The sequence below is a fragment of the Sulfitobacter sp. EhC04 genome, from assembly GCF_001650875.1.
Taxonomy (GTDB): domain Bacteria; phylum Pseudomonadota; class Alphaproteobacteria; order Rhodobacterales; family Rhodobacteraceae; genus Sulfitobacter.
In genome coordinates this window covers 1-18,783 of the sequence record NZ_LXYI01000034.1, presented here as the reverse complement: position 1 = coordinate 18,783, position 18,783 = coordinate 1, and the positions used below count along the sequence as shown (strand labels likewise).

The 18,783-nt window shown below is 63.9% G+C and carries 17 protein-coding genes and 1 riboswitch; of the genes, 8 read left to right on the top strand and 9 right to left on the bottom strand.

All coding sequences use genetic code 11. The features are described from left to right. The first annotated feature begins 15 nt into the window (after nucleotides 1–15). Together A8B82_RS14925 and A8B82_RS14920 are read left to right on the top strand one after the other, a co-directional pair. A complete protein-coding gene (locus A8B82_RS14925; RefSeq protein WP_067294014.1) occupies nucleotides 16–633 on the top strand; it encodes a TetR family transcriptional regulator C-terminal domain-containing protein in 618 nt (205 codons plus the stop codon). Between the two features lie 150 nt (nucleotides 634–783). Beyond that, a complete protein-coding gene (locus A8B82_RS14920; RefSeq protein WP_138069778.1) occupies nucleotides 784–1,149 on the top strand; it encodes a hypothetical protein in 366 nt (121 codons plus the stop codon). Between the two features lie 19 nt (nucleotides 1,150–1,168). Here the strand turns inward: A8B82_RS14920 and preA are convergent, their stop codons facing one another. Together preA and A8B82_RS14910 are read right to left on the bottom strand one after the other, a co-directional pair. Beyond that, on the bottom strand, nucleotides 1,169–2,473 hold the full coding sequence (gene preA / locus A8B82_RS14915) for an NAD-dependent dihydropyrimidine dehydrogenase subunit PreA (protein ID WP_067294010.1): 1,305 nt from the start codon (nucleotides 2,471–2,473) through the stop codon (nucleotides 1,169–1,171). A 116-nt stretch (nucleotides 2,474–2,589) separates the two neighbouring features. Continuing rightward, entirely contained in the window at nucleotides 2,590–3,912 is a 1,323-nt protein-coding gene (locus tag A8B82_RS14910; protein ID WP_067294008.1) for an NAD(P)-dependent oxidoreductase, read from the bottom strand. Nucleotides 3,913–4,197: 285 nt separating this feature from the next. Between A8B82_RS14910 and A8B82_RS14905 the strand changes: the two genes are divergently transcribed. Next, the gene (locus tag A8B82_RS14905; protein WP_067294005.1) at nucleotides 4,198–4,404 is read left to right on the top strand and encodes a cold-shock protein; all 207 of its coding nucleotides are present in this window, start codon (nucleotides 4,198–4,200) and stop codon (nucleotides 4,402–4,404) included. Nucleotides 4,405–4,542: 138 nt separating this feature from the next. On the opposite strand, the gene A8B82_RS14900 is transcribed toward A8B82_RS14905, so the two are convergent. Further along, nucleotides 4,543–5,190, bottom strand: coding sequence for an arylesterase (locus tag A8B82_RS14900; RefSeq protein ID WP_067294004.1), 648 nt, complete (start codon nucleotides 5,188–5,190; stop codon nucleotides 4,543–4,545). Nucleotides 5,191–5,235: 45 nt separating this feature from the next. Between A8B82_RS14900 and A8B82_RS14895 the strand changes: the two genes are divergently transcribed. The 4 genes from A8B82_RS14895 to A8B82_RS14880 all read left to right on the top strand — a co-directional run bounded on the left by A8B82_RS14895 (nucleotide 5,236) and on the right by A8B82_RS14880 (nucleotide 9,737). Beyond that, nucleotides 5,236–5,904 carry an ABC transporter ATP-binding protein gene (locus tag A8B82_RS14895; protein ID WP_067294002.1) on the top strand — a complete coding sequence of 223 codons (669 nt, stop codon included), beginning with the start codon at nucleotides 5,236–5,238 and terminating at the stop codon, nucleotides 5,902–5,904. Next, the gene (locus A8B82_RS14890; RefSeq protein WP_067293999.1) at nucleotides 5,901–8,417 is read left to right on the top strand and encodes an ABC transporter permease; all 2,517 of its coding nucleotides are present in this window, start codon (nucleotides 5,901–5,903) and stop codon (nucleotides 8,415–8,417) included. Before A8B82_RS14895 ends, A8B82_RS14890 begins: the two co-directional genes overlap by 4 nt. Nucleotides 8,418–8,497: 80 nt before the next feature. Then, the gene (locus A8B82_RS14885) at nucleotides 8,498–9,370 is read left to right on the top strand and encodes an inositol monophosphatase family protein (protein WP_067293996.1); all 873 of its coding nucleotides are present in this window, start codon (nucleotides 8,498–8,500) and stop codon (nucleotides 9,368–9,370) included. Nucleotides 9,371–9,470: 100 nt separating this feature from the next. Then, the gene (locus A8B82_RS14880; protein ID WP_067293993.1) at nucleotides 9,471–9,737 is read left to right on the top strand and encodes a hypothetical protein; all 267 of its coding nucleotides are present in this window, start codon (nucleotides 9,471–9,473) and stop codon (nucleotides 9,735–9,737) included. A 55-nt stretch (nucleotides 9,738–9,792) separates the two neighbouring features. Here A8B82_RS14880 and gcvP read toward each other — a convergent pair whose 3' ends face one another. The 3 genes from gcvP to gcvT form a co-directional block, all read right to left on the bottom strand. Beyond that, nucleotides 9,793–12,639, bottom strand: a complete 2,847-nt coding sequence (gcvP, locus tag A8B82_RS14875) for an aminomethyl-transferring glycine dehydrogenase (protein ID WP_067293991.1) — start codon at nucleotides 12,637–12,639, stop codon at nucleotides 9,793–9,795. A 66-nt stretch (nucleotides 12,640–12,705) separates the two neighbouring features. After that, nucleotides 12,706–13,098, bottom strand: coding sequence for a glycine cleavage system protein GcvH (gene gcvH, locus A8B82_RS14870; protein WP_443069344.1), 393 nt, complete (start codon nucleotides 13,096–13,098; stop codon nucleotides 12,706–12,708). Beyond that, nucleotides 13,085–14,209 (bottom strand): glycine cleavage system aminomethyltransferase GcvT, encoded by a 1,125-nt coding sequence (gene gcvT, locus A8B82_RS14865; protein ID WP_067293986.1) that lies wholly within the window; start codon nucleotides 14,207–14,209, stop codon nucleotides 13,085–13,087. Before gcvT ends, gcvH begins: the two co-directional genes overlap by 14 nt. Nucleotides 14,210–14,362: 153 nt before the next feature. Beyond that, a riboswitch (glycine riboswitch) is annotated at nucleotides 14,363–14,448 on the bottom strand. 97 nt (nucleotides 14,449–14,545) lie between these two features. Here gcvT and A8B82_RS14860 point away from each other — a divergent pair. Further along, a complete protein-coding gene (locus tag A8B82_RS14860) occupies nucleotides 14,546–15,100 on the top strand; it encodes a gamma-glutamylcyclotransferase family protein (protein WP_067294372.1) in 555 nt (184 codons plus the stop codon). On the opposite strand, the gene A8B82_RS14855 is transcribed toward A8B82_RS14860, so the two are convergent. The 3 genes from A8B82_RS14855 to A8B82_RS14845 form a co-directional block, all read right to left on the bottom strand. Next, on the bottom strand, nucleotides 15,080–16,420 hold the full coding sequence (locus A8B82_RS14855) for an MATE family efflux transporter (protein WP_138069782.1): 1,341 nt from the start codon (nucleotides 16,418–16,420) through the stop codon (nucleotides 15,080–15,082). The two genes, A8B82_RS14860 and A8B82_RS14855, sit on opposite strands and share 21 nt — an antisense overlap. 111 nt (nucleotides 16,421–16,531) lie before the next feature. Further along, entirely contained in the window at nucleotides 16,532–17,866 is a 1,335-nt protein-coding gene (gltX, locus tag A8B82_RS14850) for a glutamate--tRNA ligase (RefSeq protein ID WP_067293981.1), read from the bottom strand. Between the two features lie 48 nt (nucleotides 17,867–17,914). Beyond that, a complete protein-coding gene (locus A8B82_RS14845) occupies nucleotides 17,915–18,316 on the bottom strand; it encodes a DUF1801 domain-containing protein (RefSeq protein WP_067293979.1) in 402 nt (133 codons plus the stop codon). Nucleotides 18,317–18,783: the final 467 nt, after the last annotated feature.

Below are 18,783 nucleotides of genomic sequence, written 5' to 3'. Positions count from 1 at the left end.
CTGCCGGAGACGCCCTTGCCAGACGGCGCGCCCAAGAAAACAAGTCGCATCCAAAAGCGCAACCGCAGGCTGATCCTGGAGGCCGCACTCGACGTGTTTTCGCGCCATGGCTACCGCGGGGCCACGCTCGACCAGATCGCGGCAGAGGCCGGGTTGAGCAAGCCGAATATCCTTTATTACTTCGATGGCAAGGAAGACATCCATGTCACCCTGCTCAGCCAGTTGATGGACACCTGGCTCGACCCGCTTGTGGCAATGAGCCCCGCGGGCGAGCCTGTGTCCGAAATCCTGTCCTATGTGCAGCGCAAGCTCGACATGGCCCGCGATCTGCCCCGCGAAAGCCGGCTTTTCGCAAATGAGATTCTGCAAGGCGCGCCGCGCATCGCCCCGGAACTGACCGGGCACCTCAAGCCGCTGTTCGACGAAAAATGCGCGCTGATCGCCGAATGGATCACCCAGGGCAGGCTGCCGCCCCTCGATCCGCAACACCTGATTTTTTCGATCTGGTCCACCACCCAGCATTACGCCGATTTCGAAAGCCAGGTCAGGGTGCTGCTGGGGCCAACAGAAGACCCGCACGCCCGCGCCTCTGCCCATCTGCGCTTGATGTTCGAAACGATGCTCAGGGTCTGAGCGACCAAGATCGTTCTGCCATTTCCCGCCCCCCAAAGCCGCAGGCGCGGCAACCCGGTCGCTTGAAAAGACGTCTTTACCCTTCCTTCACAAATGCGGTGCAGACTGACCCATGGGCGGCAAACCCAATTCCAGATGATCGGAGCAGAGATGAGTGTTCTACTTTTGACCAATCCATTCGCGGTGCACAGCACGGCCACGGCCGGGCAAAGTGCTGCACAAGATACCGCCGGCAGCGTCGGCGCGACATCAAGCGCGGTCAAGATCGCGCCGACAAATCGCCCTGCCGATACACCCCGGCATGGGTCCTCGACCTCTCATTCCGGCTCGGGTGCCGGTGCGGGTGGTGAGGCGGCGCAACGCCCGGCGCTGGCAAGACGCCCGGCGGACGCCACGCCAAACTCCATTCTGGCCGCGCAGATCGAAAACCTGCTGCCCACCCTGGCAGAGATTTCCAGAACCATGCCAGACCCCTTGCCGACCTCCCCCTTTCTGAAAGGGGCCGACCAGGCCTGAGCCGTGACTGCCGCCGCTGTTATTCGGCGGCAGTGGCTGACGGGTTGTTCGGATGCGTTGTCCAGTTCGCATAATCCGGCTGCACCACCTTGCCGGTGCGCGGATCAGTGGCACCCGGTGCCATCGTTTCCATCGTGATGCAGTCTTCCACCGGGCAGACATTGACGCAAAGGTTGCAGGCAACACATTCCGCGTCGATCACGCTGAACGTCCGGTCGTCAGACATGGCGATGGCCTGATGGCTGGTATCTTCGCAGGCGGCAAAGCAGCGACCGCAGGAAATGCACAGGTCCTGGTTGATCTTGGCCTTGGCAATGTAGTTCAGGTTCAACTGGTTCCAGTCCGTGACATTGGGCACCGCCGCGCCACGAAAATCCTCGATGCTGGTATGACCTTTGCTGTCCATCCACTCCGACAACCCGCTGATCATCTCCTGCACGATCTTGAAACCATAGGTCATCGCAGCGGTGCAAACCTGCACGTTGCCGCAGCCCAGCGTGATGAACTCCGCCGCATCGCGCCAGGTGGTGATCCCGCCGATCCCGGAAATGGGCATCCCGTGGGTGTCCTCGCCCCGCGCAATCTCTGACACCATCGACATGGCGATGGGCTTGACCGCCGGGCCGCAATAGCCGCCATGCGATCCTTTGCCGTCAATGGATGGCTCCGGCGACATGGTATCAAGGTTGACCGAAGTGATCGAATTGATCGTGTTGATCAGGCTGACCGCATCCGCGCCCCCGGCCCGCGCCGCCGCCGCAGGCTTGCGGATGTCAGTGATGTTCGGCGTCAGCTTCACGATCACCGGCTTTGAGTAGTACAACTTGCACCAGCGGGTCACCATCTCGATGTATTCCGGCACCTGGCCCACCGCAGCCCCCATGCCGCGCTCGCTCATCCCGTGCGGGCAGCCAAAGTTCAGCTCGATCCCGTCCGCGCCGGTGTCCTCCACCAGCGGCAGGATCGCCTTCCAGGCTTGCTCCTCGCAGGGCACCATGATCGACACGATGATGGCCCGGTCGGGATAATCGGCCTTTACCCGCTTGATCTCTTCAAGGTTGGTGAAAAGGTCGCGGTCGGTGATCAGTTCAATGTTGTTCAGCCCCAGCAACCGCCGGTCCGCCCCATAGATCGCGCCATAGCGCGGCCCGTTCACGTTGACCACCGGCGGCCCTTCGGAGCCCAGTGTCTTCCACACCACACCGCCCCACCCGGCCTCAAAGGCGCGGCGGACGTTGTATTCCTTGTCCGTCGGCGGCGCGGAGGCCAGCCAGAACGGGTTCGGGGATTTGATCCCGATGAAGTCGGTTGTCAGATCAGCCATATCACTATCCTCAAAAGATGCGTCCATTCCCGATGCGCTTGTTCCCCGCGGTTACCGCGCGGCGCGCGCCTCAAGAATTAACTCATTGTTAATAAACAAGGTTTCGCCGCGAAACCTCATTTGGTCAGCGCCATGTGAATATCCATCGCCGCATCGCGGCCCTCGGCCACCGCCGTCACGGTCAGGTCGTCGCCCCCCGACGCGCAGTCGCCCCCGGCCCAGATGCCTGCCACGCTGGTGCGGCCGCTGCCGTCCACCTTGATCTTGCGGCCTTCGAGGTCGGGCATCCCCTCCCCCTCCAGCGTCTGGCCAATCGCCTTGAACACCTGGTCGGCAGGCAGTTTCAGGGTCTGCCCCGTGCCTTTCATCGCGTCATCGACATATTCGAATTCGATCTCGCGCACCGTCCCATTGCCATGCACCGCCAGTGGCACCGCATGGGTCACGATCCGCACCCCCTTGGAGGCCGCGAGGTCCTGCTCGAAGACGGAGGCGTTCATCCGGTCGCGCCCCCGCCGGTAGACCAGAGTGACGTTGAGCGCGCCCAGCAGCTTGGCCTGCACCGCCGCGTCCACCGCCGTCATGCCGCCACCGATCACCACCACGTCGCGGCCAATCGGCAGGGCGGCCAGATCACCGGCCTGCCGCAACTCGGCAATAAAATCGACCGCGTCGCTGACCCCCTGCTTGTCCTCTCCTTCGGCCCCCAGGGCGTTCACCCCGCCAAGGCCGACGCCAAGGAACACGGCGTCATATTCCGCTTTCAGCTTCTCCAGGTTCAGGTCCCGGCCCAGAGCGCTGTCGTGCTTGAAGGTAATGCCGCCGATCTGCATCAGCCAGTCCACCTCGGCCTGGGCAAAGCCGCCGGGTGTCTTGTAGGCTGCGATGCCATATTCGTTCAGGCCGCCGGGCTTGGGCCGCGCATCATGGATCACCACGTCATGCCCCAGCATCGCCAGCCGGTGCGCGCAGGACAGGCCCGCAGGGCCCGCGCCCACCACCGCCACGGTCTTTCCGGTGGGGGCCGCGCGGACAAAGGGATGCACGCCCTGCGCCTGCAAATGGTCCGTCGCATACCGCTGCAACTGGCCGATCAGCACCGGCTTGCCCTCGGCCTTTTCCCGCACGCAGGCCTGTTCGCACAGGGTTTCCGTCGGACAGACCCGCGCGCACATGCCGCCCATGATGTTCTGGCTCAGGATCGTCTTGGCCGCCGCATCCGGCGTGCCCGTTGCGATCTGGCGAATGAACAGCGGGATGTCGATATCCGTGGGACAGGCCGTGATACAGGGCGCGTCATGGCAGAAATAACACCGATCCGCCGCCACCAGGGCCTCATGCGCATCCAGCGGCGGGTGCAGGTCCGAAAACTGCGCCTGATACTCCGCCGGGCTCAACCGCCCCGATTGAATTCCCGGTTCAAACACATCTGAAGTCATCTGGCTCACCTTGCATTGGCTGGGTTTTGAAAAACTCTGCCCCAGAGTTATTTTTTTATCAAGCGGTCAAATTATTTCATTCCGGTGAAATTTCATGCGCAGGGGTCCGCCGATTGGGCCAGACCCGGTAAAGGGACTTGATTTTCGCATGATTCCTTTCATTATCGAAAACGCTGCACGAATGACTTTCGACACTCCCTGCCTTTTGGCGCTGGAACGATCACGACTTCGTCCGAGCCACGCTGCCGCATTCCGCGGGCAGAATTAAGACAGGAGAACCGGTCCATGGCATCTGGCACCGTAAAATGGTTCAACACGACCAAAGGCTACGGCTTTATTGCCCCTGACGGGGGCGGCAAGGATATCTTTGTTCACATTTCCGCTGTTGAGCGGGCAGGCCTGACCGGTCTGGCCGACAACCAGAAAGTGACATTCGATGTCGAAGCAGGCCGTGACGGCCGCGAAAGCGCTGCGAACATCGCGCTGGCCTGAGCAAAATCAGTTTCATGAGGGAATGCGGGCGCTGTCAGGCGCCCGTTTTCTTTTGCCAGGCTCCAGTTCTCAAGGCGCGGTGCCGTCAGCCCGGCCGGTGGCGCTCCAACCCGTCTGCCAAAGCCGCCCCGGCAGGGGTCAGTCCGCCTTGATCCGGGCAATCAGGTCCAGAACCTCCGGCCCGATACGTCCGACAATCCGGGTCACACCCTCGGCATTGGGGTGGATGCCGTCGGCCTGAAGGAATGCGCGCAATTGTGACGGGTCGGCGGGCGCGTCCCCTTCCGTCAATCCGGCAAAGAAACTGCCCAGAAGCTGGGTGCCGTATTCACCGGCGAGGTCGGGGTAAATGGCGTCGAACTCGGTCTTGTATTCGGGGCCGTAGTTGCCGGGCGCTTGCATGCCGATCAGCAATACTTCTACACCCGCCTCCTGCGCCGCCTGCAAGATCCCGTCGATGTTGGCGCGCGCCTGATCCGGGGCCAGCCCGCGCAGCAGGTCGTTGCCGCCCAGCGCCACGATCAGACCATCGACCTCGGGCGTCAGGGTCCAGCCCACGCGGGCAAGCCCTCCGGCAGTCGTGTCGCCGGAAACGCCCGCGTTGATCAGCCGAACGTCGCTGCCCTGCGCTGCAAGCCAGCCTTCCAGTTGCGGCACGAAACCTTCTTCTGCCGGCAAGCCGTAGCCCTGGGTCAGGCTGTCACCCAGCGCCGCAATGACAACGTCCTGCGCCGCAACCGCCTGCCCCCAAACCAGAACAATCGCCAAAATCGCCTTGCGCATCATCGTAACAACTCCATATCCGTAGGGACCCCGTTGAAAGGCCCCCGCGTGAGTGACACCGTTTTCCACCTTCAAGATGTGCTTTTATCGCTCAAGGGCAATGCCGGACCCGTCGATATCCTGCGCGGAATTTCCCTGAACGTCGAGAGCGGCGAAAGCGTCGCGCTGACCGGGCCTTCGGGATCGGGCAAATCCTCGCTGCTGATGGTCATGGGCGGGCTGGAACAGGCCACGGGCGGGACCGTGCATGCGCTGGGTCAGGACCTGACCGCGATGAACGAGGATGCGCTGGCGCGGTTCCGGCAGGGGCGCATGGGAATCGTGTTCCAGTCCTTTCACCTGATCCCCACCATGACCGCCCTTGAAAATGTCGCGACGCCGCTGGAACTGGCCGGGGTCCAGGACGCTTTTGAGCGCGCGCGGGAGGCGCTGGATATCGTGGGGCTGGGGCATCGCACCGGCCATTACCCGGCGCAGATGTCGGGTGGCGAACAGCAGCGGGTGGCGCTGGCACGCGCCTGTGCGCCGCGTCCCGCGATCCTGCTGGCGGATGAGCCGACGGGCAATCTGGACAGCGCCAATGGTGCGGCCATCATGGACCTGCTGTTTTCCCTGCGCGACCAATATGGTGCCACGCTGGTGCTGGTCACCCATGACCCGGTGCTGGCGGAACGCTGCGACCGTTCCATCGCGCTGGCCGACGGGAAAATCGCATGAGCCTTGCGCTCGCTGCACGCTTTGCACGCCGCGAAATGCGCGGGGGGTTGCGCGGGTTCCGCCTGTTTCTGGCCTGCCTTGCGCTGGGGGTGGCCGCAATTGCCGCTGTCGGGTCCGTCCGCGCCGCGATCGAGGCCGGGCTTGCGCGCGAGGGGGCGGCCCTGTTGGGCGGCGAGGCCGAGCTTGATTTTACCTACCGTTTCGCCAACCCGGAAGAACAGGCATGGATGGCAGACCGCGCCACTGCTGTGTCCGAAATCGTTGAATTCCGATCCATGGCCGTGGTCGGCGATGACCGCGCCCTGACCCAGATCAAGGGGGTGGATGACCTTTACCCGCTTGTCGGAGAGATGGTTCTCGATCCCGCGATGCCGCTGGAGCAGGCATTGGCAACACGGGACAACCTGCCCGGCGCGGTGATGGAGCGGGCCCTGTCGGACCGGCTGGGGCTGGCAGCCGGCGACATCTTCCGCCTTGGCACCCGCGATTATCGTCTGTCCGCGCTGATCCTGCGCGAGCCTGACAGTGCTGCCAGCGGTTTTGCCCTGGGGCCGCGCACCCTGCTGCGTCGCGACGCGCTGGAGGGGTCGGGCCTGTTGGCCGCTGGCACGCTTTACAACAGCAAATACCGGCTGGACCTGCCGCAAGGCATCGACCTTGCCGCGCTTGAGGCCGAGGCCAAGGCGCGGTTCGAGAACGCCGGGATGCGCTGGACCGATGCGCGCAATGGTGCGCCCGGTGTGGCGCGTTTCGTCAAAAGGTTAAGCGCGTTTCTGGTGCTGGTGGGCCTGTCCGGCCTGGCTGTCGGCGGTGTTGGAGTCTCAGCCGCCGTGCGGTCCTATCTTCAGGGCAAGACCGGCGTCATCGCTACCCTGCGCGCCCTGGGGGCCGAGCGGGCCACCATCTTCCAGACCTATTTCATACAGATCGGTACGCTGTCGCTGCTGGGCGTCGCCATCGGCGTGGTGCTGGGCGGGCTGGTGCCGCTGCTGCTGTCACCGATCATTGCCGCGAGGCTGCCCTTGCCGACCAGTTTCGCGCTTTATCCCGCGCCACTGATCGAGGCGGCGCTTTATGGCTTGCTGACCGCACTTGCCTTTACCCTCTGGCCGCTGGCCCGCAGCGAGGACGTGCGCGCCGCAACCCTGTTCCGCGATGCCTGGGCGGGCGCGCGCCGTCTTCCGGCGGCGAAGTACCTCGTGGCGATTGCGGCCCTGACCGTGACGCTGGTGGCGCTGGCGGGCTGGTTCAACGGCTCATGGTGGCTGACGCTCTGGACGTTGGGCGGCATCGCGGGGGCGCTGCTGATCCTTGTGCTGGCGGCGATGCTGCTGCGTGTCGTGGCGCGGGGCGGTGCACGGCTGGCGCGGGGCCGCCCCCGGCTGCGCTGGGCGCTGGCGGCCCTTGCCGGACCGGGCGAAGGGGCCGGTGCCGTGGTGCTGTCGCTGGGTCTGGGCCTGTCGGTGCTGGCCGCCGTGGGGCAGATCGACGGCAACCTGCGGCAGGCCATCGCGGGCAACCTGCCCGATGTGGCGCCCTCCTATTTCTTTGTCGACATCCAGAAGGACCAGATGCCCGGCTATACCAGGCGGCTGGAGGACGACCCCGCCGTCAGCCGCATCGACAGCGCACCGATGCTGCGCGGTGTCGTGACCCAGATCAACGGCAAGCCGGCACGGGAGGTCGCGGGCGATCACTGGGTGGTGCGCGGCGACCGTGGCGTGACCTATGCCGCCCAGCCCGGTGCCGAGGCCAGGATCACCGCAGGTGAATGGTGGCCAAAGGATTACGACGGGCCGCCCCTGATCAGCTTTGCCGCCGAAGAGGCCGAAGAGATGGGTCTGAACCTGGGCGACACGCTGACCATCAATGTGCTGGGGCGCGACATCACGGGCACCATCGCCTCGTTTCAGGAGGTGGATTTCTCCACCGCCGGGATCGGCTTTGTCCTGACGATGAACCCCGCCGCGCTGGCGGGTGCGCCGCATAGTTTCATCTCGACGGTCTATGCCGAGGAAGAGGCCGAAGCCGCCATTCTGCGCGATCTGGCCACGCAATACCCCAATATCACCGCAATCCGGGTGCGCGACGCCATCGACCGGGTGTCCGCCGTGTTGGCAAGCCTTGCCGCCGCGACCTCTTACGGGGCGCTGGCCACACTGCTGACGGGGTTTGTGGTGCTGATCGGCGCGGCGGCAGCCGGGGCGGAGGCGCGGCGTTACGAATCCGCGCTGCTCAAGACCTTGGGCGCGTCGCGGCGTGCCATCGCCACCAGCTTTGTGCTGCGCGCGGCCTTGCTGGGGCTTTTCGCGGGCAGCGTCGCGCTGCTGGCCGGAATACTTGGCGGCTGGGCCGTCAGCCACTTCGTGATGGAAACAGACTTCAGCGTGATCTGGCCCTCTGCCCTGTTGATCGTGGCGGGCGGGGCGCTGGCCTCTGTCCTGGCCGGGCTGGGCTTTGCCCTGCGGGCGCTCAATGCCCGGCCCGCGCAGGTCCTGCGTGCGCGAGAATGACGCAAGCACCTTGCCACACCACGGCTTGCACATCCCCCGACGGATCAGGCAAGTCTGCGCCAGACTACAAAGGAGCGACAATGCCTGACAATCTGCCCGCCAAACGCGCCCCCGCGCTGAGCCCTGCCCAGCGCAACAATGTGATCAACATCCTGCGCCGCGCTGCCAAGGCCGAGATCATGCCGCGTTTCCGCGCGCTGAATGCCGCCGACATCGCCACCAAGTCGGGGCCGGATGACCTGGTGACCATCGCGGACACGGCGGCAGAGGCAATGATCACCCGCGCCCTGGGCATGGCCTTTCCCGGCGCGCTGGTGATTGGCGAGGAAGCAGTTTCCGCCGATCCCACCCTGCTGGACAAGATTGCCGATGCGCCGCTGTGCTTCATCATCGACCCGGTGGACGGCACCTGGAATTTCGCACGGGGCATGTCGGTGTTCGGCATTATCCTTGCGGTCACACGATATGGCAAACCGGCCTTCGGGCTGATTTATGATCCGGTGATGGATGACTGGGCCATCGCTGACGATCAAAGCCCCGCCCGGATGCAACAGCCGTCCGGCGTGACGCGCGATCTGCGGGTCAGCAAGGGGGGCGAACTGGCGGGGCTTTCGGGTTATATCCCGCTCTATCTGTTCGATCACGCGCGGCGGGAGAAGCTTGCAAAGACCCTTGGCGGTTTCGGATGGGTCAACTGCCTGCGCTGTTCGGCGCATGAATACCGGATGCTGGCGCAGGGGCATGTGGACTTTCTGCTGACCGAAAGCCTGAATCCCTGGGACCATGCCGCTGGCGTGCTGATCTGCCAGCAGGCGGGCGGCTATGTGCAGATGCTGTCGGGCGATGACTACGACGCCACCCTGCGCAGCGGCCACATCCTGGCCGCGCCGGACAAGGCAACCTGGCAACGTCTGGCCAAGGCCTTCAAATTTCTGAACGACGTCGGTCAATAGCCAACCCAATCACGATCCGGAACTTTATCGTGGCTCCGCGCGTTGGGTCCATGGCCATCGACCATTTCCGGCGCTGGCCCCTTTCGAAAGGAGATTTAACGTGCTAAAATCTTTGAGTAAGTCCTGCATCGTTCTCGCCGCGCTGACTGCCATCAGCATGCCCCTGCACGCCGCCAATGCCCAGCAAACCAGGATGGTCGTTCGCAACGACGTGTTCAATACTGGCAATATCGTCGTGCCAAAGGGCTATTATCCGCCCGCTGGCTCTTGTCGCCTGTGGTATCCCGACCGTACCGCGTCAGCACAGCCAGCCATCGGCAGCTGTGACGTGGTTGTTCCCCTGGGTGCGGTCCTGCTCCTGGGCTGACCGGACCAAGGTATAAACGGCCACCTGTTCCGGTGGCCGTTTTCTCAGTCTGAGTTCATTCCGCCGCTTCTGCGTAGTCTTCCAGCGGCGGGCAAGTGCAGATCAGGTTGCGGTCGCCGTGAACATTGTCCACCCGGTTGACCGGCGGCCAGTATTTGTCCACCCGGAAGGCCCCCGGCGGAAAACACCCCTGTTCGCGGGTGTAGGGCCGGTCTCCCCATTCGACCACCAGATCCTCAACCGTATGCGGCGCGTTTTTCAGCGGATTGTTCTCGCGCGGCATCTCGCCTGCCTCGATCGCGGCAATCTCATCGCGGATCGCCAGCATCGCATCGCAGAAACGGTCAAGCTCCGCCTTGGTCTCGGACTCGGTCGGTTCGACCATCAGCGTCCCTGCCACCGGCCAGGACATGGTTGGCGCGTGGAACCCGCAGTCGATCAGGCGCTTGGCAATGTCATCCACCGTGACGCCCGCGCTTTCGTCATAGGGGCGCACGTCGATGATGCATTCATGCGCCACCCGGCCTGTCGGCCCTTTGTAAAGCACGTCAAACGCGCCCTCCAGCCGCTTGGCGATGTAGTTCGCATTCAGGATCGCGACCCGCGTCGCCTGTGTCAGGCCCTCGCCCCCCATCATCAGGCAATAGGACCACGAAATCGGCAGCAGCGAGGGCGAGCCATAGGGGGCCGCCGATACCGCCGCGCCGCCTGCGTTCGGATGACCGGGCAGATGCGGGGTCAGATGCGATTTGACGCCAATCGGCCCCATGCCGGGGCCACCGCCGCCATGCGGGATGCAAAAGGTCTTGTGCAGGTTCAGGTGGCTCACGTCGCCGCCCAGATCACCGGGGCGCGACAGACCCACCATGGCATTCATGTTGGCCCCGTCGATATAGACCTGGCCGCCGTATTCATGGGTGATCTTTGTCACCTCGGTCACGGTTTCCTCGAACACGCCATGGGTGCTGGGATAGGTGATCATGCAGGCGGCAAGGTTGTCGCCCGCCGCCGCTGCCTTGGCGCGGAAATCATCCAGATCAATGTCGCCATTGGCCGCCGATTTTACCACAACCACCTTCCAGCCCACCATCTGCGCGCTGGCCGGGTTGGTGCCATGGGCGCTGACCGGGATCAGGCAGATGTTGCGGTGCCCCTGGCCTTCGGCCCGGTGATAGGCCGCGATGGTCAGCAGACCCGCATATTCACCCTGCGCGCCCGAATTGGGCTGCATCGAGATCGCGTCATAGCCGGTGATGTCGCAGAGTTTGGCGGACAGATCGTCGATCATCTCCTTGTAGCCCAGCGCCTGATCGGCGGGGGCATAGGGGTGGATCAGCGAAAATTCCCGCCAACTGACCGGCATCATCTCCGCCGCCGAATTCAGCTTCATCGTGCAGGAGCCCAGCGGGATCATCGCGCGGTCCAGCGCCAGATCCCGGTCTGCCAGACGCCGCATATAGCGCATCATCTCGGTCTCGGCCCGGTTCATGTGGAATATCGGGTGGGTCAGGTAGCCAGAACTGCGCAGCATCTCTTCGGGGACGCGGTATTCGGGGGTGAAATCGCAATCCTCCTTGACGATGCCAAAGGCGCGCCAGATCGCTTCGATGATCCTGGGCTGCGTGCGTTCGTCCAGCGAGATGCCGACGCGGAATTCGCCCACCTTGCGCAGGTTGACCCCTTCGTCCACCGCCGATTTCATGACGGCCGCCTGCAAGGGGCCGACATCAACCGTGATCGTGTCGAAAAACGCCTGCGGGTCCACCTTGAAGCCTGCGGCCTCCAGCCCCTTGGCCAGCCGCACCGTCTTGCGGTGGATGCGCTGCGCGATGGCTTTCAGCCCCTCGGGGCCGTGGAACACCGCATACATTGACGCCATGACCGCCAGCAGGGCCTGTGCCGTGCAGACATTGCTGGTCGCCTTTTCGCGGCGGATGTGTTGTTCGCGGGTTTGCAGGGACAGGCGGTAGGCGCGGTTGCCATGGGCGTCGATGGACACGCCGACGATCCGCCCCGGCATGGCGCGTTTGTAGGCATCCTTGCAGGACATATAGGCCGCATGCGGGCCGCCGTAGCCTTCGGGCACCCCGAACCGCTGGGTGCTGCCCACCGCGATATCTGCCCCCATCGCGCCCGGCTCCTTGAGCAGGGTCAGCGACAGCGGATCGGCAGAGACGATACCGATGCCCTTGTGTTCATGCAGGGCCGCGATGCTGTCGGTGAAGTCGCGCACATGGCCATAGGTGCCGGGATACTGGAAGATCGCACCGAAGACTTCCGACGCCTTCATCTTGGCCGGGTCACCAACGACAACCTCGATCCCAAGCGGGGCGGCACGGGTTTTCATCACCGCGATGTTCTGCGGGTGGCAGTCGCGGTCGACAAAGAACTTGGTCGCCTTCGACTTCGACACCCGCTGCGCCATGGTCATCGCCTCCGCGCAGGCGGTCGCCTCGTCCAGCAGCGAGGCATTGGCAACCTCCAGACCGGTCAGGTCGCTGACCATGGTCTGGAAATTCAGCAATGCCTCAAGCCGTCCCTGGCTGATTTCGGGCTGATAGGGGGTATAGGCGGTGTACCACGCGGGGTTCTCCAGGATGTTCCGCTGGATAGCAGGGGGCGTGACCGTGCCGTGATAGCCCTGGCCGATCAGGCTGGTCAGGACCTTGTTCTTGCCCGCCACCACGCGCATGTGCTCCAGCACCTCGCGTTCCGACATCGCCCTGCCAAAGTCCAGTGACCCTTTCATGCGGATGCCCTTTGGCAGGGTGTCATCTATCAGATCGGCCAGCGACTTCGCCCCCACGACCTTGAGCATGTCCGACATTTCAGCCGGTGACGGGCCGATGTGGCGGCGGTTGGCAAAATCATACGGCAGATAATCGGTCGGCTTGAAGCTCATCGCGACACCCTCATTCTTTTTGGCTTTGATATATCCCCGCCGGAGGCTCCGGCGGGTGCGGCCGGATCAGCCGATGAATTTCTGGTATCCGGCTTCGTCCATGAATTCATCCAGCTGCGACGGATCGCTGATCTTCATCTTGAAGAACCAGGCATCGCCCTGCGGGTCTTCGTTCACCAGACTGGGGTTGTCGGCCAGCGCGCTGTTCACTTCCGTGATCTCGCCATCCACGGGGGCCAGGATGTCAGAGGCCGCCTTGACGCTTTCGATCACGACAACTTCGTCATCCTTGCTGACAACGGTGCCTTCCTCGGGCAGTTCGACGAACACCACGTCGCCCAGTTGCTCTGCCGCGTGGATGGTGATGCCGACCACCATTTCGCCGTCTTCCTCGCGCAGCCATTCATGTTCTTCGGTAAATTTCATGTCTTCTTCCCTGTTGACTTCATCGTTTGAAATTCGCCGCCACGAAGGGCAGCTTCGCCACGGTGAGGGGCAGTCTCTTGCCTCTGACCTCTCCCCAGAGGGATGTGCCGATTTTGGCAGACCCCGCATCTACATAGCCCATCGCCACGGGGGTCCCAACGGTGGGGCCAAAGCCGCCCGATGTCACCTGCCCGACCAGGGTGCCACCTTCGGCGGCATCGAAAACCTCGGTGCCTTCGCGCATCGGTGCGCGGCCTTCGGGCAGCAGGCCGACGCGTTTGCGGGTGGCCCCGTCTGTCATCTGGCCCAGCACGATATCCGCGCCCGGAAAACCACCCGCGCGGTCGCCGCCTGCGCGGCGCAGCTTCTGGATCGCCCAGGTCAGCGCGCCCTCGACCGGGGTTGTACCTGCATCAATGTCATGGCCGTAAAGGCACAGCCCCGCCTCAAGCCGCAGCGAATCCCGCGCGCCAAGGCCGATCGCCGCAACACCGTCCTGCGCCAGCAGGGTGCGGGTCAGCGCCTCTGCCTGATCTTCGGGCAGGGAAATCTCGAAACCATCCTCGCCGGTATAGCCGGACCGCGAGGCCCAGACCGGCACGCCGTCCAGATTGAGGTCACGCACATCCATGAAAGCCATGTTGCCTGCCCGGCTGTCCATTGCGGCGATCACGCCCGCCGCCGCCGGTCCCTGCACGGCGATCAGCGCGCGGTCCGTCAAGGGTGTCACGGTCACATCCGGTTCAAGGGCGGCTTTCATCCGTGCGATATCGGCGTCCTTGCAGGCGGCGTTCACCACGACAAACAGGTCCGCGCCGCGCCGGGCGAACATCAGGTCATCCTCGATCCCGCCTGCGTCATTGGTGAAGAAGCCATAGCGCTGCCGCCCGTCCTCCAGCCCCAGCACATCCATCGGCACCAGTGCCTCGAAGGCGCGTGCGACCGCGTCCCAGGACGCGCCCGACAGGATCACCTGCCCCATGTGGCTGACATCAAAGAGCCCGGCCGCGTCGCGGGTGTGCTGGTGTTCCTTCATCACGCCCAAGGGGTATTGCACCGGCATTGCATAGCCCGCAAAGGGCACCATTCGGGCGCCCAGTTCCACATGCAGGTCAAAAAGGGCAGTGTGTTTCAGATCATCCATCGGCGCAGCGTCCCATATTCCTGCCGCCTGTCCCCAAGGATCAATCCGGCACCTTTCCCCCGCAGATCGCGGTCCAAGATGCCCCCTCTGTCCTTTCGCCTGAGATCGTTATCCCTTCGGCGGGTGCGTCTCGCACCACTCTCCAGAGTGTCGATATCCGGCACGGTCCCTGAGCCTGAGAGTTTCCGGGGCGGTTGCTCCTTCGGCATCGGATGGTCCGATTCTCCCGTGGCGGATGCCCTTTGGTATGCCGGGGGCACATGGGGCGTCAAGCGGGCTTGTACGCCCCTGACATCAATGATCTGTTGCCTGCACAAAATACGGACCCTGGACAGCATGACCCCCTACTTCTTCGGCTATGGCAGCCTTGTGAACCGCCAGACCCATGATTACCCCGATGCCCATCCCGCCCGGTTGCGCGGCTGGCGGCGGGCCTGGGTGCGCACAGCGGTGCGCGATCTTGTGTTTCTCAGCGTGATCGAAGACCCCGGCACCACCATCGACGGGCTCATTGCTGCCGTGCCTGGGGCGGACTGGGCCGCACTGGATGCGCGCGAGGCAGGATACGCGCGCCTGTCATCGGGTGGTGCGGTAACCCACCCGATCAGCCCCGCGCCGGACATCGCCCATTACGCGGTGCCGCCCGCCCAGACCGGGGTGCCGGGCGATCACGCCATTCTGCTGAGCTATCTCGACGTGGTGGTTCAGGGCTTTCTGCATGAATTCGGCGAGGCCGGAGTCGCGGCGTTCTTTGACACCACCGATGGTTGGGAGACGCCGGTGCTGAACGACCGCGCCGCCCCCCGCTATCCCCGGCACAAGGTGTTGTCGGCGGCGGAAACCGCGCTGGTGGACGATCACCTCGCGCGGTTATCGGCGCGCGTGGAATAGGGTCATCAGGCGGCCCTCCCGCCCGAAAATCTCCTTGCCCCGGCCCTCTGGCTTGCCGCCACGCGCGATGCAGCGCAGCGCCATGATCCAGGCCACCACGCCAAAAACGACACCGGCCATCGACTGGCCCACCAGCACGCCGGGGGCATCCCCGATGGCCGCGCAGATCCAGACCAGCGGGATCAGGGCCACAGCGTTGCGGCCCCAGTTCGTCACCGTGGACAGGAACGGCTGGCCCAGGTTGTTGAACACGGCATTTGCCACGAACAGCACACCGGGAAAGAAGAAGGCCAGCGACAGCGGGCCGCAGAACAGATAGATCAGGTCGCGCGTGATGCCGGTCGCATTGAACAGATCGGCAATCGGCGCGCGCAGCACAAAAAGCACCGCCGAAATGCTCAGGATCACCAATGCGACAAAAAAGACCGCTGCGGTAAAGCCGCGCCGGACCCGCGCCATGTCGCCCGCGCCGTAATTCTGGCCGATGATCGGCCCCACCGCCCCCGAAAGGGCAAAGACCACGGCAAAGGCGACCGGCATCAGCCGCGCCACAACAGCCATGCCCGCCACCGCGTCCTCGCCGTAATCGGCCATGACACGGGTGACATAGGCCTGCCCGACGGGCGTTGCGACCTGCGCGAGGATGGTCGGAAAGGCGATGGCGACAACGGGGGCAAGGTCACGCAGCATGCCCTTGAAGTGGGGGCGGACCAGTGCGTCATAGACCTTGATCAGGGGCCAGATCGCCATGCCCGCTATTACCACCCGCGCGGCAAAGGATGCGATTGCGGCCCCGGTCAGTTCGAGTTCGAGCCCGAAGATCAGGATCGGGTCCAGCACCGCGTTGACAATGCCGCCGATGATTGTCGCCATCATGGCACGTCGTGCATCACCATGCGCGCGCAGGATGGCGGACCCCATCATGCCGACCATCAGGAAGGGCACCGAAGGCACGACAATCTGCAGGAAATGAATGGCCAGCCCGGCGGTTTCGCCCTGGGCACCCAGCATGGCCACAAGGCCGGGCAGTGCCGACCAGACCACGATGGAAAAGACGATTCCGAATATCAGGCCATAGAGCAGCGCATGGGTCGAGCGTTCTCGCGCCAGCACGGGATCATTCGCACCCAGCGCCCGGGCCACCAGCGCGCCGGCGGCAATGCCCATGCCGATGCCGAAAGAAGCGGTAAAGAACAGGATCGCCCCGGCATAGCCCACCGCCGCCGCCAGTTCCGATCTTCCCAGCATCGAGATGAAGATCATATCGACGAAATCGACAAGGAAGACGGCCATCAGCCCGATGGAAGAGGTCAAGGCCATGACCGCAACATGCACAAACAGGTTGCCGGTCAGGAACTTGGCCTGCGCCGCGTCAGGCACGACTGGCCCCGTTGCGCGCCGCGGTCACGCGCCGGGCCTGTCGGCTACAGGTCACCCGCGTGCCTTCACGACCCGCAGCAGGGGCATCATGGCCGCCATTTCCGGCCCGTGTTCCTGCCCTGTCAGCGCCAGCCGCAGGGGCCGGAACAGCCCGCGCCCCTTGCGGCCCGTCGCCTCCTTGACGGCACCTGTCCAGCTGGACCATGTGGTGTCGTCAAAAGGCATGTCGGGCAACAGGGCCATGGCTTCGGCGACAAAGGCCTCGTCGCCATCCTCGATCACCGGGTCGGCACCGTCGCGGAACATTTCCCACCAGGGTTTGAGGTCATGCAGCGTTTCGATGTTTTCCCGCGTGACGGCCCAGAATTGCGCCGCCTGCGCCTGCGGAACGCCAAGACCGGCAATCGTGCCCGCAACGTCGTCAACGCTGCGGGTCTGAAGGTAGCGGCCCGTCAGCGGGAACAGGTCCTGCACGTCGAATTTCGTCGGCGCGGACCCGAAACGCTCGATGTCGAAGCCCTCGATCAGCGCCGCCATATCGGTGCGCAGTTCCACCGGGTCCGAGGACCCGAGCCGCGCCATCAGGCTGAGCAGGGCAAAGGGCTCGACGCCCTGCTCACGCAGATCGCGCAGGGCCAATGTGCCGAGACGTTTGGACAGTGCCTCGCCCTGCGGGCCGGTCAGCAGCGAATGGTGGGCAAAGGCGGGATGATCGAACCCCAGCGCCTGCATGATCTGGATCTGGGTTGCGGTATTGGTCACATGGTCCGATCCGCGCACCACATGGGTCACGCCCATTTCGGTGTCATCCACGACAGAGGCCAGCGTATAGAGGATCTGCCCGTCGCCCCGGATCAGCACCGGATCGCTGACACTGGCCGCGTCGATGGAAATATCGCCAAGAATGCCGTCGGCCCATTCGATCCGGCTTTGGTCCAGCTTGAAACGCCAGACGCCATTGCCGCGCTCGGCGCGCAAGTCGTCCTTCTGCGCATCCGACAGCGCCAGCGCCGCGCGGTCATAGACCGGCGGCTTGCCCATGTTCAGTTGTTTCTTGCGCTTCAGGTCGAGTTCCGTGGGCGTCTCGAAAGCCTCATAGAACCGGCCCTTGCCGCGCAGTTCTTCGGCGGCGGCGTGATAGCGGTCCAGCCGTTCCGACTGGCGTTCCACCCGGTCCCATTCCAGCCCCAGCCAGGTCAGGTCCTGCTTGATGCCATCGACATATTCCTCTTTCGACCGCTCCGGGTCAGTGTCGTCGATGCGCAGGATGAAGGTGCCGCCCGCCTTGCGCGCGATCAGGTAATTCATCAGCGCCGTGCGCAGGTTGCCCACGTGGATGTAACCGGTGGGGGACGGGGCGAAACGGGTGACGGTATCGGCGGACATTCTATTCTCCTATGGCCCGGATGAAGTGTCACAGGGCCGCATGTTTGTCTAGGTCGGATGCAGCGGCCAGCGCGCCGCGAGGTCCGCCAGACCGGCGCGGATCAATTCTTCCAGCACATCCATGTCCACATCCGCCAGCTTGTTCAGGTAGAGGCAGGACTTGCCCTTGCTGTGTTTGCCCAAGCGCGACAGAATCGAATCGAAATCCGCGTAGCCGGGCATCACGTAGATCGAAAGCCTGGCTTTGCGCGGCGCAAAACCCGTCGCCAGAAAACTGCCGCTGCGCCCTGTGGCATAGGTGTAATCATAGGTCCCATAGCCCAGCATCCCGCCGCGCCACAGCACCGGCTGCCAACCTGTGACCCGTTGAAAGAAGGCATCCAGTTCCGCCGCCTCCCGGTGCCGCCTTTCAGGCGTCACCCCGGCTAGAAAGGGTATCACATCGGACATCGGCACTTCCTCCTGAGCGGAATGACATCGCAAGGCGACCGGATTCCTATGGGTGGCAAAGGGGTTCAGGCTATCATGCCCTGTCTCAACTGGACATCAAGGGACCAAGCCAGTGGCTCTCGGTGTTGAACGTCGGATGATTTTGGCCTCCGCGTCATAAACTGACCCAAAATGGAAAACCGGACCTTCGCGCAGATCGCAGCGAAGGTTGGATTCGAGCCCTCATCGACCGCCGACATGGAGCACAAGCCGGGCCATCGCCTGCCCGGGGTGGGCGATCCTGACCTCTGTCCATGCCACTTGATTTCTCAACCGTAATGATTCCTGTCAGAGACATACCCAGCCTCACCAAATCGCCTACCCGAGGGGCGGGCAGGCGATGGCCCGGCGCCTTCGGCTTGTTCCGGGCTTTGGTGTAAGACCGCAAAGTCCAAGGTTTGTGGCTGCTGTCAGCGGGAGCTGCAGCG

What these genes read in the sequence shown, in the direction of transcription:
- A8B82_RS14920 (WP_138069778.1), top strand. Translation starts at nt 784, where the DNA reads ATGAGTGTTCTACTTTTGACCAATCCATTCGCGGTGCACAGCACGGCC.
- preA (WP_067294010.1), bottom strand. Translation starts at nt 2,473, where the DNA reads ATGGCTGATCTGACAACCGACTTCATCGGGATCAAATCCCCGAACCCG.
- A8B82_RS14910 (WP_067294008.1), bottom strand. Translation starts at nt 3,912, where the DNA reads ATGACTTCAGATGTGTTTGAACCGGGAATTCAATCGGGGCGGTTGAGC.
- A8B82_RS14905 (WP_067294005.1), top strand. Translation starts at nt 4,198, where the DNA reads ATGGCATCTGGCACCGTAAAATGGTTCAACACGACCAAAGGCTACGGC.
- A8B82_RS14900 (WP_067294004.1), bottom strand. Translation starts at nt 5,190, where the DNA reads ATGATGCGCAAGGCGATTTTGGCGATTGTTCTGGTTTGGGGGCAGGCG.
- A8B82_RS14890 (WP_067293999.1), top strand. Translation starts at nt 5,901, where the DNA reads ATGAGCCTTGCGCTCGCTGCACGCTTTGCACGCCGCGAAATGCGCGGG.
- A8B82_RS14885 (WP_067293996.1), top strand. Translation starts at nt 8,498, where the DNA reads ATGCCTGACAATCTGCCCGCCAAACGCGCCCCCGCGCTGAGCCCTGCC.
- gcvP (WP_067293991.1), bottom strand. Translation starts at nt 12,639, where the DNA reads ATGAGCTTCAAGCCGACCGATTATCTGCCGTATGATTTTGCCAACCGC.
- gcvT (WP_067293986.1), bottom strand. Translation starts at nt 14,209, where the DNA reads ATGGATGATCTGAAACACACTGCCCTTTTTGACCTGCATGTGGAACTG.
- A8B82_RS14860 (WP_067294372.1), top strand. Translation starts at nt 14,546, where the DNA reads ATGACCCCCTACTTCTTCGGCTATGGCAGCCTTGTGAACCGCCAGACC.
- A8B82_RS14855 (WP_138069782.1), bottom strand. Translation starts at nt 16,420, where the DNA reads ATGGCCTTGACCTCTTCCATCGGGCTGATGGCCGTCTTCCTTGTCGAT.
- gltX (WP_067293981.1), bottom strand. Translation starts at nt 17,866, where the DNA reads ATGTCCGCCGATACCGTCACCCGTTTCGCCCCGTCCCCCACCGGTTAC.
- A8B82_RS14845 (WP_067293979.1), bottom strand. Translation starts at nt 18,316, where the DNA reads ATGTCCGATGTGATACCCTTTCTAGCCGGGGTGACGCCTGAAAGGCGG.